General features: G+C 74.1%; 15 protein-coding genes. 12 read left to right on the top strand and 3 right to left on the bottom strand.

The window, feature by feature from the left end:
• The first annotated feature begins 97 nt into the window (after nt 1-97).
• From pstS to pstB, 4 genes are all read left to right on the top strand, one after another.
• The gene (gene pstS / locus BD833_RS02895; RefSeq protein WP_166531646.1) at nt 98-1,210 is read left to right on the top strand and encodes a phosphate ABC transporter substrate-binding protein PstS; all 1,113 of its coding nucleotides are present in this window, start codon (nt 98-100) and stop codon (nt 1,208-1,210) included.
• 115 nt (nt 1,211-1,325) lie between these two features.
• Nucleotides 1,326-2,276 (top strand): phosphate ABC transporter permease subunit PstC, encoded by a 951-nt coding sequence (gene pstC, locus BD833_RS02890; protein WP_243737416.1) that lies wholly within the window; start codon nt 1,326-1,328, stop codon nt 2,274-2,276.
• Nucleotides 2,276-3,355: a phosphate ABC transporter permease PstA gene (pstA, locus tag BD833_RS02885; protein ID WP_166531644.1), complete on the top strand. Its 1,080-nt coding sequence runs from the start codon at nt 2,276-2,278 to the stop codon at nt 3,353-3,355. Before pstC ends, pstA begins: the two co-directional genes overlap by 1 nt.
• Before the next feature lie 37 nt (nt 3,356-3,392).
• The gene (pstB, locus tag BD833_RS02880) at nt 3,393-4,172 is read left to right on the top strand and encodes a phosphate ABC transporter ATP-binding protein PstB (protein WP_166531643.1); all 780 of its coding nucleotides are present in this window, start codon (nt 3,393-3,395) and stop codon (nt 4,170-4,172) included.
• A 224-nt stretch (nt 4,173-4,396) separates the two neighbouring features.
• Here the strand turns inward: pstB and BD833_RS02875 are convergent, their stop codons facing one another.
• A complete protein-coding gene (locus tag BD833_RS02875; RefSeq protein ID WP_243737415.1) occupies nt 4,397-5,842 on the bottom strand; it encodes an LCP family protein in 1,446 nt (481 codons plus the stop codon).
• An 818-nt stretch (nt 5,843-6,660) separates the two neighbouring features.
• Between BD833_RS02875 and BD833_RS02870 the strand changes: the two genes are divergently transcribed.
• Nucleotides 6,661-7,713, top strand: coding sequence for a hypothetical protein (locus BD833_RS02870; RefSeq protein ID WP_166531641.1), 1,053 nt, complete (start codon nt 6,661-6,663; stop codon nt 7,711-7,713).
• Nucleotides 7,714-7,738: 25 nt separating this feature from the next.
• On the opposite strand, the gene BD833_RS02865 is transcribed toward BD833_RS02870, so the two are convergent.
• On the bottom strand, nt 7,739-8,191 hold the full coding sequence (locus BD833_RS02865; protein ID WP_166531640.1) for a DUF2795 domain-containing protein: 453 nt from the start codon (nt 8,189-8,191) through the stop codon (nt 7,739-7,741).
• Nucleotides 8,192-8,252: 61 nt separating this feature from the next.
• On the bottom strand, nt 8,253-8,462 hold the full coding sequence (locus BD833_RS02860) for a hypervirulence associated TUDOR domain-containing protein (RefSeq protein ID WP_166531639.1): 210 nt from the start codon (nt 8,460-8,462) through the stop codon (nt 8,253-8,255).
• A 103-nt stretch (nt 8,463-8,565) separates the two neighbouring features.
• Between BD833_RS02860 and BD833_RS02855 the strand changes: the two genes are divergently transcribed.
• The 7 genes from BD833_RS02855 (at nt 8,566) to BD833_RS02825 (ending at nt 15,528) form a co-directional block, all read left to right on the top strand.
• Nucleotides 8,566-9,357 carry a siderophore-interacting protein gene (locus tag BD833_RS02855; RefSeq protein WP_243737414.1) on the top strand — a complete coding sequence of 264 codons (792 nt, stop codon included), beginning with the start codon at nt 8,566-8,568 and terminating at the stop codon, nt 9,355-9,357.
• An 80-nt stretch (nt 9,358-9,437) separates the two neighbouring features.
• On the top strand, nt 9,438-10,202 hold the full coding sequence (locus BD833_RS02850; protein WP_243737413.1) for a response regulator transcription factor: 765 nt from the start codon (nt 9,438-9,440) through the stop codon (nt 10,200-10,202).
• The gene (locus tag BD833_RS02845) at nt 10,192-11,694 is read left to right on the top strand and encodes a sensor histidine kinase (protein WP_208092309.1); all 1,503 of its coding nucleotides are present in this window, start codon (nt 10,192-10,194) and stop codon (nt 11,692-11,694) included. The genes BD833_RS02850 and BD833_RS02845 overlap by 11 nt, the downstream gene beginning before the upstream one ends.
• A gap of 22 nt (nt 11,695-11,716) precedes the next feature.
• Nucleotides 11,717-12,442 (top strand): PaaI family thioesterase, encoded by a 726-nt coding sequence (locus BD833_RS02840; protein WP_243737412.1) that lies wholly within the window; start codon nt 11,717-11,719, stop codon nt 12,440-12,442.
• Nucleotides 12,443-12,447: 5 nt separating this feature from the next.
• Nucleotides 12,448-13,185, top strand: coding sequence for an inositol monophosphatase family protein (locus tag BD833_RS02835; RefSeq protein ID WP_166531636.1), 738 nt, complete (start codon nt 12,448-12,450; stop codon nt 13,183-13,185).
• 88 nt (nt 13,186-13,273) lie between these two features.
• Nucleotides 13,274-14,182 carry a sulfate adenylyltransferase subunit CysD gene (gene cysD, locus BD833_RS02830; protein ID WP_166531635.1) on the top strand — a complete coding sequence of 303 codons (909 nt, stop codon included), beginning with the start codon at nt 13,274-13,276 and terminating at the stop codon, nt 14,180-14,182.
• Nucleotides 14,182-15,528 carry a sulfate adenylyltransferase subunit 1 gene (locus BD833_RS02825; RefSeq protein WP_208092308.1) on the top strand — a complete coding sequence of 449 codons (1,347 nt, stop codon included), beginning with the start codon at nt 14,182-14,184 and terminating at the stop codon, nt 15,526-15,528. The genes cysD and BD833_RS02825 overlap by 1 nt, the downstream gene beginning before the upstream one ends.
• Nucleotides 15,529-15,747 lie beyond the last annotated feature (219 nt).

The following is a 15,747-nucleotide window of genomic DNA, read 5'->3' as shown; positions in this document are numbered from 1 at the left end:
CTGACCTGGGCCGAGCAGCCACCTGGGCTCCCTACCGTCCCTCTCGTCGGTCCCACGCTGCCCGGAAAAGGTCCGGGCGAACCTGAGAGGCCCTGAGTTGAAGCTCAGCACGAAGACGCGCGCCACCACGCTCACCGTGGCGCTGGCGAGCACCCTCGCGCTCGCCGCCTGCGGTGCATCGAACGAGACCGAGACCGCCGGCGGAGACACCGGCGGTGGCGAGGCCTCGCTCAGCGGCGACCTCGTCGGCGCCGGTGCCAGCAGCCAGCAGGCAGCCATGGAGGCCTGGCAGGCCGGTTTCCAGGGCGAGTACCCGGACGTCAACTTCAGCTACGCCCCCGAGGGCTCCGGCGCCGGCCGCGAGCAGTTCATCAGCGGCGCCGTCGACTTCGCCGGCTCGGACGCCGCGCTGGACGAGGAGGAGCTGACGGCCGCGCAGGAGCGTTGCGCCGGTGGCGAGGTCTTCGAGCTGCCGAACTACATCTCCCCGATCGCGGTCGCCTACAACCTGGAAGGCGTCGAGGACCTCAACCTCTCGGCGGCCACCATCGCGAACATCTTCTCCGGGACGATCACCAACTGGAACGACCCGGCGATCGCCGCGGACAACCCGGACGCCACCCTGCCGGACCAGGCCATCACCCCCGTGCACCGTTCCGACGACTCGGGCACCACGGAGAACTTCACCGACTACCTGTTCCAGACCGCCGGTGACGTCTGGACCGCCGAGCCCGACGGCGTCTGGCCGCTCCCCGGCGGCGAGGCCGCCAGCGGCACCTCCGGTGTCGTCAGCGTCGCGGGGCAGACCCCCGGCGCGATCGTCTACGCCGACGCCAGCCGCACCGAGAACCTGGGCGTGGCCAACATCGCGGTCGGTGAGGACTTCGTCGCACCCAGCGCCGAGTCCGCCTCCGCCGTCGTCGAGAACTCCCCGGCCGTCGAGGGTCGCGGCGAGTACGACTTCGCCATCGAGCTGAACCGCCAGACCGAGGGCTCGGGCGAGTACCCGATCGTGCTGGTCAGCTACCACGTCGGCTGCATCGAGTACGACGACCAGGGCACCGCTGACAACGTGAAGGCCTTCATGGAGTACGTCATCAGCGAGGCGGGCCAGCAGGCCGCCGAGGAGAATGCCGGCAACGCGCCGATCTCCGACGCACTGCGCGAGCAGGCGCAGGGCGCGATCGACGCCATCACCGCCGCGAGCTGATCCAGCCCGCCGCGATGGCCCGGGACGTCGTACCGACGTCCCGGGCCATCGCACCGCCCGGACCCCGGGCACAGGACCACGACGACCCGGATCCACGAACTCCGACGGAGCAGCGGTGACCGCCACGAAGGCCCCGACCGAACCCCCCGGGCAGCGCACGGTGCGCCGGCCGGGCGACCGCCTCTTCGCCGCGAGCGCCAAGGGCTCCGGGATCTTCATCCTCCTGGTCCTCGCCGGTGTGGCCGCCTTCCTCATCAGCAGGGCGCTCCCGGCGCTGGTCGCACCCGCCGAGGACATCCCCGGCGGCGCCGGACTGGCCGGCTACATCGCGCCGCTCGTGGTCGGCACGCTCCTCGCGGCCGTCCTCGCGCTCCTGGTCGCGACCCCGCTCGCCGTCGCGATCGCGCTGTACGTCGCCTACTACGCGCCCCGCCGGGTCGCCGCCGCGCTGGGGTACGTGATCGACCTGCTGGCCGCTATCCCGAGCGTCGTCTACGGCTTCTGGGGCCTGACCGTGCTGGCTCCGGCCCTGCTGCCCTTCCACGAGTGGGCCGCCGAGTACCTCGGCTGGATCCCGCTGTTCGCCGGGCCGGCGTCCAACACCGGCCGGACGATGTTCACCGTCGGCCTCGTGCTCGCGGTCATGATCCTGCCGATCATCTCGGCCATCTCCCGCGAGGTGTTCATCCAGGCGCCCGCGCTGCACCGCGAGGCCGCGCTCGCCCTGGGTGCGACCCGCTGGGAGATGATCAAGATGGCGGTGATTCCCTACGGCAAGTCCGGCGTCATCGCCGGCGCGATGCTGGGGCTGGGCCGCGCGCTGGGCGAGACGATGGCCGTGGCCATCGTGCTGTCCGGTGGCGCCGCCGCGACGCTCAACCTGATCAGCAACTCCAGCCCGTCGACGATCGCGTCGAACATCGCGCTCCGCTTTCCGGAGGCCACCGGGCTGGACGTGAACACCCTGATCGCCAGTGGCCTGGTCCTCTTCCTCATCACCCTGGCGGTCAACATGCTCGCCCGGTGGATCGTCAACCGCCGCGCCGACTTCTCCGGAGCCAACTGATGAGCCTCGAGACCCAGTCCCCGGTCCGGGCCGCCGAGGAGCCGAGCGGCCCGATCCGTCACCGACGCAAGCTGCCCCGGCTGGCGCCGCTCGCGCTCTACGCCGCCGGCGTGGCGGTCGGCGCCCTGCTGTCGGCGCTGACCGGCTTCAGCCTGGCGCTGACCGTCTTCTACGGCGCCGTCCTGGGCACGCTGGCCGTGTACGCCGGGTCGCGGGCCGTCGAGGGCCGGCGCAAGGCCACCGACCGACTGGTGACCGCGCTGGTCACCACGGCCTTCGCCGTCGCGATGGTGCCGCTGGTCTCGCTGGTCTACACCGTGCTCGACAAGGGCCTGGCCCGCTTCGACGGCCAGTTCTTCACCAACTCCATGTTCCGGGTCGTCGGTGAGGGCGGTGGCGCCTACCACGCGATCCTCGGGACGCTGATCATCACGGCGCTGGCCGCGGCCATCTCCGTGCCGATCGGGCTGCTCACCTCGATCTACCTCGTGGAGTACGGCTCCGGGCGGCTGAAGAAGTCGATCACCTTCTTCGTCGACGTCATGACCGGCATCCCGTCGATCGTCGCCGGTCTCTTCGCCTTCGCGCTGTTCACCCTGATCTTCGGCAACGGCATCCGGCTCGGCGTCATGGGCGCCGTGGCCCTCTCGGTGCTGATGATCCCGGTGGTCGTCCGGTCCTGCGAGGAGGTGCTCAAGCTCGTCCCGAACGAGCTGCGGGAGGCCAGCTACGCCCTCGGGGTGCCCAAGTGGCGCACCGTCGTCAAGGTCGTCCTGCCCACCGCCATCGCCGGCCTGGGCACCGGGGTCACGCTGGCCGTCGCCCGCGTCGTCGGTGAGACGGCACCGCTGCTGGTGACCGTCGGGCTGATCACCGGCACCAACCTCAACCCCTTCGACGGCCGGATGGCGACGCTGCCGGTCTTCGCCTACTACCAGCTCACCCAGCCGGGCGTGGACGCCCAGGCCTTCCTCGACCGGGCCTGGACGGCGGCGCTGCTGCTCATCATCATTGTCATGGCGCTCAACATCGTGGCTCGCCTGATCAGCCGCTTCTTCGCTCCCAAGACCGGTCACTGACCGGGACCGACGCTCCGACCGACCAGAGGACACGCACGTGGCCAAGCGCATCGAGGTCTCCGACCTCAACATCTACTACGGCAACTTCCTGGCCGTGGAGGGCGTCAACGTCGCCATCGAGCCGCGCAGCATCACCGCGCTGATCGGGCCGTCCGGCTGCGGCAAGTCGACGTTCCTCCGCTCGCTGAACCGGATGCACGAGGTGCTGCCCGGCGCCCGCGTCGAGGGCAAGGTCGTCATGGACGGCCAGGACCTGTACGCCGCCGACACCGACCCCGTCGACGTGCGCCGCTCGATCGGCATGGTCTTCCAGCGCCCCAACCCGTTTCCGACGATGTCGATCTACGACAACGTCATCGCCGGCAACCGGCTGAACAGCAAGCGGATGAAGAAGGCCGAGGCCGACGAGGTCGTCGAGAAGTCGCTGCGTGGCGCCAACCTCTGGGCCGAGGTCAAGGACCGCCTCGACCGCCCCGGCTCGGGCCTCTCCGGCGGGCAGCAGCAGCGGCTGTGCATCGCCCGGGCGATCGCCGTGGAGCCCGACGTGCTGCTCATGGACGAGCCGTGCTCTGCCCTGGACCCGATCTCCACGCTCGCCATCGAGGACCTCATGGCCGAGCTCAAGGAGCGGTTCACCATCGTGATCGTCACGCACAACATGCAGCAGGCCGCGCGGGTGAGCGAGCAGACCGGGTTCTTCAACCTCAACGGCGTCGGCCAGCCCGGCCGGCTGATCGAGTTCAACCCGACCGAGAAGATCTTCAGCAACCCGGACGAGAAGGCCACGGAGGACTACATCTCCGGCCGCTTCGGCTGAGACACGGCGATCCTCCGGATCGCACCGCGGCCACGTGCCGTCCCCCCGCGCCCGGAGCGCGACCGTCGCTCGGTCGCGGAACCCTCCCGGCCCCACTCCTCACGACCCTGCTCACCGCGGCCACGTGCCGTCCCCCCGCGCCCGGAGCGCGACCGTCGCTCGGTCGCGGAACCCTCCGGGCCCCACTCCTCACGACCCTGCTCACCGCGGCCACGAGCCCTGCTTCAGCAGGTGACGGCGGCCGCCTCCGGCTCGGGGGCGGCCGTCGGCGTGTCCGGGGCCACCGGCTCAGCCACCGGCGCCGCCCCGATCTCCACCGGGACGACGGTGGTGTACCCGGGGCCGATCACCAGCTGCACCGAGTCACCGATGGAGTCGCTCGGCTGGAGCACCGATCCGGGCACCGCCGCGGCCACGGTCCGCGCCCGCTCCAGCGCCGCCGGGCCGTACCGGACGACGCTCTCGTTGACGGTGCCCGACTCGTTGCCGACCGTGCCGACGCCGAACCCCTGCGCCCGCAGCGCGTCGGCGACCGTCGCCGCCAGCCCGGTGGTCCCGGTCCCGTTGAGGACGTCGACGGTGATCTCCGCCTGCGGAACCGTGAGCGGATCGGGGCCGGCCGGCTCCGCGACCTCCGGTGCGGGGGCGGCCTCCGTCCCCCCGGCCTCCGCGGCCGCTTCCGCAGCAGCCGCCTCCGCGACCTCCTCGGCGCGCTGCCCCTCGAGCACCTCGGCCGGCAGCTGGGTCCCGTCGATGACCTCGTCGAAGAGGCTGCGGGTCGCCGGCCCGTCGAGGACGACGAACGCCTGGTCGGAGCCGGCCGGGACGTAGCCGACCTCCGCCACCGGCAGACCGGCCCGCTGCACCGCATCGCCGGAGAGATCGCCCAGGGTGCTCGCCAGCACCCGCAGGTCCCCCAGCGTCGTCTGCGCGTCGAGGGTGAGGGCGTCGGAGGCGCGGTTCAGGAAGCGGGTGAGCGCGATCGGGTCGAGCAGGGTGTCGGTGGACATCGCGGCCCGCATCGTGGAGGTCAGCAGCCGCTGGGCCCGCTCGGCGACGGCCGCACCCGTGACGTCCGTACCGGTGTCCCCCGGCTCGAGGAAGCCGGAGGCGCCGCTCGCGGAGAGCTCGGACGGCCCCGCCGGCGGGGGGACGGCGGCGGCGGCGATCGCCTCCGAGGGCACCACGCAGACCGGGACGCCGCCCAGCGCGTCCACCATGCCCGGCAGCTGCGCGAGGTCGACGCCGAGGTAGTGGTCGATCCGCAGCCCGGAGAGCTGCTGCACCGCACGGACCATGCACGCCGGCCCGCCGTCCAGCAGCGAGCTGGCGAACGCCTCGGTGACCGGGTTGCGCAGGTCACCGTCGGGGGTCCGGCAGGTGGGGGTGTCCACGAGGGTGGTGGGCGGGACGCTCACCAGCACCGCGCGCTCGCCGTCGGCGGCCACCGAGACCACCAGGGTGGCGATCGAGGCGGCCCCGGTCTGGTCGGGGATGCCGCTGCCCACGACGAGGTAGGTCTCCGCGGCTTCCTGCAGCTCCGGCGCGAGCACCTCCGGCCCGTCGAGGGCCAGCGCGTCGACCCGGTCGATGCGCTGGTCGACGTAGAAGTACAGCGCCAGGTGGTAGAGGACGACGACGCCGACGATCCCGGCCAGGGCGGTCGCCACGCGAACGAGCCGGCGCCGGCGGGGGCTGCGCGGGGGGCGTTCCGCGGGCGGGCGGCGCCGGGTCGCACCGGAGGACGGCGGCGGGGCCAGGCCGGGCAGCGGTGGGACGGGGCCGCTGCGCCGGGACGGTCGCTCGTCCGGCGCCCAGACGGCCGGGCCGCCGGCGGGTGGAGCAGCGGGCGGCGCAGCGGACGAGCCGTGGACGACCGGTGCGCGGGCCGCCCCGGGCACCGGCGGCAGGCCGTTCTGGGCCGATGGACCCGGGTGGACGGCGGACTGCGCCGACGGGACCGGCGGGAACCCGGGCTGTGCCGACGGGGAGCCGGGCTGCGCCGCCCCGGGACGCGCGGGGACGGGGGGCAGCCCGGCGCGGACCGACGGGCCACCCGCGTCTTCCGCCGCCCCGGCGTCACCGGGCCGGGCCGGGCGGCGGTCGGGCCTGCGGCTCGGCTCCGGTCGTTCCGCCGCGCGCCGGGGCCCGGGATCGGGATCGGCGTGACCGCGCCGGGCGGCGCGTCGGCTGCCGACGGCGCCACCCTGCCGCGCGAGGAGCTGCTCGACGGTCACCGGCTCGGCGGTGCCACCCTCGGCGGTCCGTGCGCGGCGGGAGCGCCCGGGGACGTCGCGGTCGCCCGCACCGTTCCGCGTCGGCTGATCGCCCACAGGTGTCGACACCTTCTCGTCGTCCGCACGTACGTGTCCCGTCGGTCCACGATACGGGCGTCGGCGCCTCCGCCACGCCGACGCGCGGCAGGAACGGCTGCGGGATGCAGGCAACCGAATGGTGGCCCACCGGGGGGATGCGTAGCGTCCTCCCGGTGCGCCTGCCTTCCGTGCCCGGTCCCTCCGACGTCATCGCCCTGGTGGAGAGCCTGCGGGACGGCGTCGGCGAGGCCGTCGCGCTGGTGCCCCGCGCGGCCGGCGCGCTCGGTTCCCTGGAGGAGCTCCTGGAGCGGGTGAACGGCGTGGTGGGCCGGGTCGAGACGGTCGTCGACCGGGTCGACGGCGCACTGGACCGGATGAACGGCGCCCTCGACCGCGCCGACGAAGCCATCACCGGGCTCGACGCCACCCGGGGCCGCGCCGACGAGGCCATCACCGGGCTCGACACCACCCGCGCCCGCGCCGACCAGGCGATCACCGACCTCGAGGCCACCCGGGGTCGCGCGGACGACGCGATCACCGAGCTCGGGGCCACCCGCGAACGGGCCGACGGCGCGATCACCGACCTGATGAGCACCCGGGGCCGCGCCGAGGACGCCATCACCGACCTCGGCGCCACCCGGGAACGCGCGGACCAAGCCATCACCGACATGGACACCACCCGCGGCCGCGCCGACCAAGCCATCACCGACATGGACACCACCCGCGGCCGCGCCGACCAAGCCATCACCGACATGGACACCACCCGCGGCCGCGCAGACGACGCGATCGAGCAGGCCGGCGGGACGCTCGGCCGGGGAGACGTGGTCGTGGGGCGCGCCGAAGGCCTGCTCGGGCAGGCCGGCGGGCTGCTGGGCCAGGGCGAGGAGATGGTCGGACGGATCGCCCCGCTGGTGACCGACTACGAGCCGGCCCTGGTCGCGCTCGCCCCGTCGATCCGCCGGCTGGCGGCGTCGTTCGACGCCTCCGAGGTCGACGCGCTGATCACGCTGATCGACCGGCTGCCCCGGCTGCTCACGCACCTCGACGAGGACATCCTGCCCGTGCTGGAGGGCCTGGAGAGCGTGGGCACCGACGTGCACGACCTCGTCGACACCGTGCAGGACATGCGCCGGATCGTGAAGGGGTTCCCCGGCTCCAAGCTGTTCCGCCGGCGGGGAGCCGAGGAGATCGCCGACGACGAGGCGCGGGAGGGCGCCGGCGCCTGAGCCGGCGCCCTCCCGCGGCCGGCGCTCAGGGGCCGTCGGCGCCCGGTCCCGGACCGGTCTCGGTCGGGTAACCCAGCGCTCGGACGACGTCGCCGATCCGCTCGAAGGTCTGCCCCTCCGGCAGCCGCTCCAGCTCGGCGGCGACGACGTCGGGGGCGCGGTGGTCCCGGGCGGCCTCGACCAGCTCGGGGCCGGTGCTCGGGAAGTCGGCGCGGTCCAGCCAGCGGGCCAGCTCGGCCCGCGCGACGACGGCGTCCTCCGTCATCCCCACCGGCACCCCGCCGGTCAGCGTGCCGGCCGGGTCCGCGTCGATGTCCGGCTCGCCCTCGGCGACCGGCTCGACCTCGCGCCACTCGTGTGCGCGGGTGGCCCGCTCGGCCTTCATCATGCCCTGGGTCTCGTGCTCGAGCTCCTCGTCGAGCCGCGGGTTGTGCTTGGTGCTGCGCGAGCCGGCGAAGTCGCCTGCGGACTCGGTCACGTGTGCCTCCAGTGTGTCTCGGGCCCGGCGGCGCCGGGTCGTGGTTCCGCCCGCGGCAGGGTCAGGCCTCGTCGAGCGCGCCGGGCTTGTGCACCGCGGTCTTGCCGCTCTTGTCGCTCTTCACCTCGTACTGCGGGTCGTCCTCGCTGGCGCGCACGGTGCGGCCGGAGGCCTCGGTGTCGGAGGTGATCTTCCGTTCCACCGTGCCCTCGGTCTCGCTCCCGTGGCTCTTCCAGGTGACGTGGTCACCCTTCTTCAGGTCGTCGGACATGGCCTCTCCCCGGTCGCGGACGGTGCTGCCCCTGCCGTGCCCGGAGCGGGCGGCCGACACACATCGCCGGCGCCGAGGCGCCGTCCTCCTAGGCTCGGCAGGCGTGACACCAGCTGACGCCGCCTTCGTCGAGGGCCTGCGCCCGGTCGACGTCCTCACCGTCGTCGGCGTCACCGACGTGACGCCGTCGGTCCGCCGGGTCACCCTCCGCGGCACCGCCGAGGCGGTCGCGGCCGCCGGGCCGACGGTGAACCTGCTCGTGCCCCGGGTGGACGACGCCGCGCCGCACTGGCCGCAGGTGCAGCGCGACGGCCGGATCGTCTGGCCCCAGGGCAGCCACGGCGTCGCGCTGCGCAGCTACACGGCCCGCCGGCAGGACCCGGGAGCGGGCGAGATCGACATCGACTTCGTGCTCCACGGCGACGGGCCGGCGGCCTCCTGGGCCGCCGCCGCACGGCCGGGTGCCCTGCTCGCCGTCGCCGGGGCCGCCTCGCTCGCGGAGCGCCCCGCCCGCTGGGTGCTGCTGGCCGGCGACGAGACCGCCCTGCCCGCGATCAGCCGGCTCCTGGCGGCCCTCGCGCCGGACACGAGCGGGATCGCCCTCCTGGAGGTCGCCGGCCCCGAGGAGGAGCAGCCGCTGACCGCTCCCCCGGGCGTCGCAGTGCGCTGGCTGCACCGCGGAGCGACGGCGCCCGGGGAGACCACCCTGCTGGCCGACGCCGTCGCGGCGCTCGACCGGCCCGAGGGCGAGGACGTCTTCGCCTGGGTGGGCGCGGAGTCCGCGGCGGTGCGCACCATCCGGGCCGACCTGCGGGGCCGCTGGGGCCTGGGCCGGGCCCAGCACCACGCGATCGGCTACTGGCGGCGCGGGCGGGCGATGGCGCCCGCGGGCTGACCCGGGCACAGGGCAGCGCTCCCAGCACGTTCACAGGTAGCGTCCAGTTCCAGCGCAGCGGGGACCTCGATCCTCGGACCATGACCACCACATCGGTACACGGGACCGGAGGCGCAGTGGCCGGGAACCAGCCCACGGGCGGCACCGCTCCGGAGGCGCGCCTGCTCGTGGTGGACGACGAGCCGAACATCCGGGAGCTGCTGTCGGCGAGCCTGCGCTACGCCGGCTTCGAGGTGGCCACTGCCGCGGACGGCCAGCAGGCCCTCGCGCTCGCCGCGTCCTTCCGGCCGGACCTGCTGGTGCTCGACGTGATGATGCCCGGACTCGACGGCTTCGGCGTCGTCCGGCGGCTGCGCGAGACCGGGCGGCACACCCCCGTGCTGTTCCTGACCGCCCGCGACGCCGCCGAGGACAAGATCTCCGGCCTCACGCTGGGCGGCGACGACTACGTCACCAAGCCGTTCAGCCTGGACGAGGTCGTCGCCCGCATCCGGGCCGTGCTCCGGCGCACCACCGGCGCGCAGCGCGCGGCGGAGGCGCCGCGGCTCACCTTCGCCGACATCGAGCTCGACGAGGAGACCCACGAGGTCATCAAGGCCGGCGAGGTCATCAGCCTCTCCCCCACCGAGTTCAAGCTGCTGCGCTACCTGATGGCCAACGCCGGACGGGTGCTGTCGAAGGCGCAGATCCTCGACCACGTGTGGAACTACGACTTCAACGGCGAGGCCAACGTCGTGGAGTCCTACATCTCCTACCTGCGCCGCAAGATCGACACCACCGAGCCCCGGCTGCTGCAGACCATCCGCGGCGTGGGCTACACGCTGCGCCTGCCGCGTGGCTCCTGACCCGAGCGCGGGCGGCGCCCCCGCGGGACCCCTGGGCAGCCGGGTCCCGCTCCGGGTGACGCTGGTCGCGCTGCTGGTCGTGCTGGTGGCCGCGGCGCTGGCGGTCACCGGTTTCACCGCGACCTACCTGCTGAAGACCTACCTCCAGGACCAGCGGGACACCGAGCTGGTCGACAACCTGCACGCCTACGAGCGGCTGCCCGGCCTGGCGGAGGCCTGCCTCGACCCGCCGGCGTGGCCGCAGCCCAGCCCCGCCTACGTCGCCTGCCTCGCGCCCGAGGACGACCTGCCGCTCGTCCTGGCCGCGCCCCGCGGGCGGTACGGCGACGTCCCCGAGCTGGACCCCCGGGACGTGGCCCGGCTCCGCCAGGACGACGGGCCGATGAGCGTGCGCACCGGCGGCCGCACGGACTGGCGGATGGCCACCGCGGAGCTGCCCGGCGGCTACACCCTCGTCGTCGGCACCGACCTGAAGGCCACCGAGGCGGCCATCGGCCGGTTGGTCCGCATCGAGGCCGTCGTCGGCCTGATCGTGCTGACCCTGCTGGCCGCCGCCGGGTACGTGCTCGTCCGCAACAGCCTGCGCCCCCTGGCCGACGTCGAGCAGACCGCCCGGGCCATCGCCGCGGGCGACCTCTCCCGGCGGGTGCCGATCGGCGACGAGCGCACCGAGGTGGGCCGCCTCTCCACCGCGCTCAACGGCATGCTCGCCCGCATCGAGAGCGCCTTCCGCGCCCAGCAAGCCTCCGAGGAGCAGGCCCGCGGCTCCGAGCACCGGATGCGCCGGTTCGTCGCCGACGCCAGCCACGAGCTGCGCACCCCGCTGACCTCCATCCGGGGGTTCGCCGAGCTCTACCGGCAGGGCGCGGTCCGCTCCGAGAGCGACGTCCGCCGGCTCATGGAGCGGATCGAGTCCGAGGGCGCCCGGATGGGCGTGCTGGTCGAGGACCTCCTGCTGCTCGCCCGGATGGACCAGCAGCGCCCGCTCAACCTGCGGCCGGTGGACCTCGCCGCGATCGCCGGCGACGCCGTGCACGACGCGCGGGCCGTCCAGCCGGCCCGGCCGATCAGCCTGCACCTCGACGAGTCGCTGACCGACGCGCCGGTGGTCGTCGGGGACGAGAGCCGGCTGCGCCAGGTCGTCGGCAACCTGATCACCAACGCCCTCACCCACACCCCGCCGGGCACGCGGGTGCAGGTCTCCGTGGCCCAGGACCCGGCCGCCCCCGACGTGCTGCTGCTCCGGGTCGCCGACCAGGGGCCGGGCATGGCCGCCGACGACGCGGCGCGCGCCTTCGAGCGGTTCTACCGGGCGGACACCTCCCGCACCCGCGAGGCCGGCGGCACCGGGCTGGGCCTGGCCATCGTCTCCTCCCTCGCCGCCGCGCACGGCGGATCGGCGTCCCTGGAGACCGCGCCGGGGGCCGGTCTCGCGGTCACCGTGCGGCTGCCCCGCGGCGGCCCGCCCGGGGGTGGCACGCCCACCGGCTGAGCGCGCTTGCGACGATCTGCCGGTGACGACGACCGACGGCTCCCCCGACACCGCCGCACCCGCCGACGGCGAGCTGATGACCGCCTCGGTCGAGCTGGCCGCCGCGCTGCGCGCGCTGATCGAGCTCTCGGCGACCACCACGGCCGACGCGGCGGCGGTGCGCGCGGCCACCGATCTCGTGCGCGCGGCGACCGGCGAGCTCGAGGGCCCGCGCCGTCCCCTCTCCCAGCTGCCGCGGCTGGACGACCCCGCCGCCCGGCGGCGGACGTTCAACCCGGTCAGCGGCGTGGCCAACGGCATCGCCCCGCCGCTGCGCTTCCGCGTGACCGACGGCGTGGTCACCGCCGAGGCCACCCTCGGCGCGGCCTACGAGGGGCCGCCCACCTTCCTGCACGGTGGGATGAGCGCGCTCTTCATGGACCAGGTGCTGGGTGACACGGCCGCCGTCAACGGGCTGTGGGGCATGACCGCCCACCTGGAGCTGGACTACCGCGGACCGGTGCCCCTCGGCCGCCCGCTGGCGTTCCGCGGCTGGGTCGAGGAGACCTCGGGCCGCAAGTCGGTCATCGCCGGGACGATCGCCCTGGCCGACGCGCCGGACCAGCCCCTGGTCGAGGCCCGCGGCATCTTCGTCATGCCGCGCCCGGAGAAGCTGGCCAGCTACTTCGGCTCGGTCACCGACGCCTCCGGGACCCACCGCCCGCCGGGCAACGCCGGCGACGCCACCGCCGTCGAGCCGCAGCGCTGACGGGCGTGGACGCCGACGTCGAGGTCGCCCGGCTGGCCGCCCGCGCGGCGGCCGACGCGCTGCTGCCGCTGCGCTCGTCCGGCCGGACCGGCCGGCCGCTCGGGGACGCCGGCGACGCGGCCGGCCAGCGGGCGATCGCCGCGGTCCTGGCGGCCGAGCGGCCCGGGGACGTGGTGTTCAGCGAGGAGGCCACCGACGACGCCCGGCGGCTGTCGGCCGACCGGGTGTGGATCGTCGACCCGCTCGACGGCACCCGGGAGTACTCGGCCCCCGGGCGCGCCGACTGGGCGGTGCACGTGGCCCTGTGGGTCCGGGGGGAGCTGGCGGCCGCCGCCGTCGCGCTGCCCGCCCTCGGCGAGGTGCACGGGACCGATCCGGCGCCCGCGCTCCCCGCCCGTCCGGACGGACCGGTCCGGATCGCCGTGAGCCGGACCCGCCCACCGGCCGAGGCCGAGGCGGTGGCGACCACCCTCGGCGGCCGGCTGGTCCCGCTCGGCTCGGCCGGCTACAAGACGCTGGCCGTCGTCCGCGGGGAGGCCGACGCCTACGTGCACTCCGGCGGCATGTACCAGTGGGACTCCGCCGCACCGGTCGCCGTCGCCCGGGCCGCCGGCCTGGTCACCTGCCGGCTCGACGGCTCGCCGCTGGTCTACAACGGGCCCGACCCCGCCCTTCCGGACCTCGTCGTGGTCCGTCCCGAGCTGGCCGACGAGGTGCTGGCTGCGGTGCGCGCGGCGCGATAGCGGACACTGGTCGGGAATCCGCACCAAGTCGATGGAGTTGGCCGGTGCGGTAGGACCACCTGATCCCGAGCCTCCGGAGCACGCCCGCATGAGGACCCCCGACTACCGGCTGAGCCAGCTGGAGACGCTGGAGGCCGAGTCCATCCACGTGATCCGCGAGGTCGTCGCCGAGCTCGAGCGGCCGGTGCTGCTCTTCTCCGGCGGCAAGGACTCCATCGTGATGCTGGAGCTCGCCCGCAAGGCGTTCGCGCCGGCCCGCATCCCGTTCCCGGTGATGCACGTGGACACCGGGCTGAACTTCCCCGAGGTGCTGGAGTTCCGCGACAAGCGGGTGGCCGAGCTCGGCGTGCAGCTGGTCGTCGCCTCCGTGCCCGACGCCATCGCCGCCGGCACGGTCAAGGAGGAGCCCAACGGCTCCCGCAACCGCATCCAGACCCCGGTGCTGCTCGACGCGGTGGAGGAGCACGGCTTCACCGCGCTGTTCGGCGGCGCCCGGCGCGACGAGGACAAGGCGCGGGCCAAGGAGCGGGTGTTCTCCTTCCGCGACGAGTTCGGCCAGTGGGACCCGAAGAACCAGCGCCCCGAGCTGTGGGACCTCTACAACGGCCGGATCCACCTGGGCGAGTCGATCCGGGTCTTCCCGCTGTCGAACTGGACCGAGCTCGACATCTGGCAGTACATCGCCCACGAGGAGATCGCCATCCCGCCGCTCTACCTCGCCGAGGAGCGCGAGGTCGTGGAGCGCCAGGGGATGCTCTACGCGGTCAACGAGTTCATCTCCCCGCGCGAGGGCGAGCAGGTCCGCCGGCAGAGCGTGCGGTACCGCACCGTCGGCGACGCGAACCTGACGGCGGCCGTACCGTCGACCGCCACGACGGTCGACGAGGTCATCGCCGAGATCGCCGTGACCCGCATGACCGAACGGGGCGCGACCCGGGGCGACGACAAGGTCAGCGACGCCGCCATGGAGGACCGGAAGAAGGAGGGCTACTTCTGATGGGCACCGAGACCGCCGCCCAGCCGGGCGCCCACCCCCTCGCCCCGATCGACGTCCACTCGGCCGCCGCCGAGCAGGCGCACGACCTCGCGGTCGCCCGCAAGGACATCCTCCGGATCGCCACCGCGGGCTCCGTCGACGACGGCAAGAGCACGCTGATCGGCCGGCTGCTGTACGACAGCAAGGCCGTGTTCGAGGACCAGTACGCGGCGGTCGAGCGGGCCAGTGCCGGCGGTGACTACGTGAACCTGGCCCTGCTCACCGACGGCCTGCGGGCCGAGCGCGAGCAGGGCATCACCATCGACGTCGCCTACCGCTACTTCGCCACCCCGCGGCGCACCTTCATCCTGGCCGACACCCCCGGCCACGTGCAGTACACCCGCAACATGGTCACCGGCGCCTCCACGGCCGACCTGGCGATCGTGCTGGTCGACGCCCGCAAGGGGATGCTGGAGCAGAGCCGGCGGCACGCCTTCCTCGCCTCGCTGCTGCGGGTGCCGCACCTGGTGGTCGCGGTCAACAAGATGGACCTCGTCGACTGGTCGGAGGCGACCTTCGAGGCGATCCGCGACGAGTTCACCGCGTTCGCCGCCAAGCTCGACGTCCCCGACCTCACCGTCGTCCCCATCTCGGCGCTGCGCGGCGACAACGTCGTCCGCCGGTCGGAGAACACCCCCTGGTACGAGGGGTCCTCGCTGCTGCACCACCTCGAGCACGTGCACGTGGCCAGCGATCGCAACCTGGTCGACGTCCGCTTCCCGGTGCAGTACGTGGTGCGCCCGCAGTCCGACACCCACCACGACTACCGGGGCTACGCCGGCACGGTCGCCAGCGGCGTGCTGCGCACCGGCGACGAGGTGCAGGTGCTGCCCAGCGGGCTGACGACGACGATCGCCGGCATCGACGGCCCCCGCGGCCCGGTGGACGAGGCCTTCGCGCCGATGGCGGTGACCGTGCGCCTCGCCGACGACCTCGACGTCTCCCGCGGCGACCTGATCTGCCGCCCGGCCAACGCCCCGCACGTGACGCAGGACCTCGACGCGCTGGTGTGCTGGATGACCGACGAGCCGCTGCGCCCGCGGCAGCGGCTGGCGGTCAAGCACACGACCCGCACGGTGCGCGCCATGGTCAAGGACGTGCAGTACCGGCTCGACGTCAACACCCTGCACCGGCAGCCGGACGCCGGGGAGCTCGGGCTCAACGACATCGGCCGCGTGCGGCTGCGGACCACCCAGCCGCTGTTCGTCGACGACTACGCCCGCAACCGGGTGACCGGCCGGTTCATCCTCGTCGACGAGGCGACCAACGCCACCGTCGGTGCCGGGATGCTCGTCCCCGGCAGCTGACCGGCGTCCCCGGCAACCAACGGGCGTCCTGGCTCACCTGACGGGGTCCTGGCTCACCTGACGGGGTCCTGGCTCACCTGACGGGGTCCTGGCTCACCGTCGGTGCTGAGCCAGGACCCGGAACGATCAGGACGCTCCTATGACGGGTCAAGCCGCGAGCGGTGGTGATTCGAGGCGTCGGTAGAGCTCGCGGGCGATGTAGCGCTTGAGGCAGCGTTT

It is taken from the genome of Blastococcus xanthinilyticus (assembly GCF_008124835.1).
Lineage (GTDB): Bacteria > Actinomycetota > Actinomycetes > Mycobacteriales > Geodermatophilaceae > Blastococcus > Blastococcus xanthinilyticus.
Note: the sequence above shows the minus strand (reverse complement) of the source record. Positions and strands in the feature narration are given on the sequence as shown.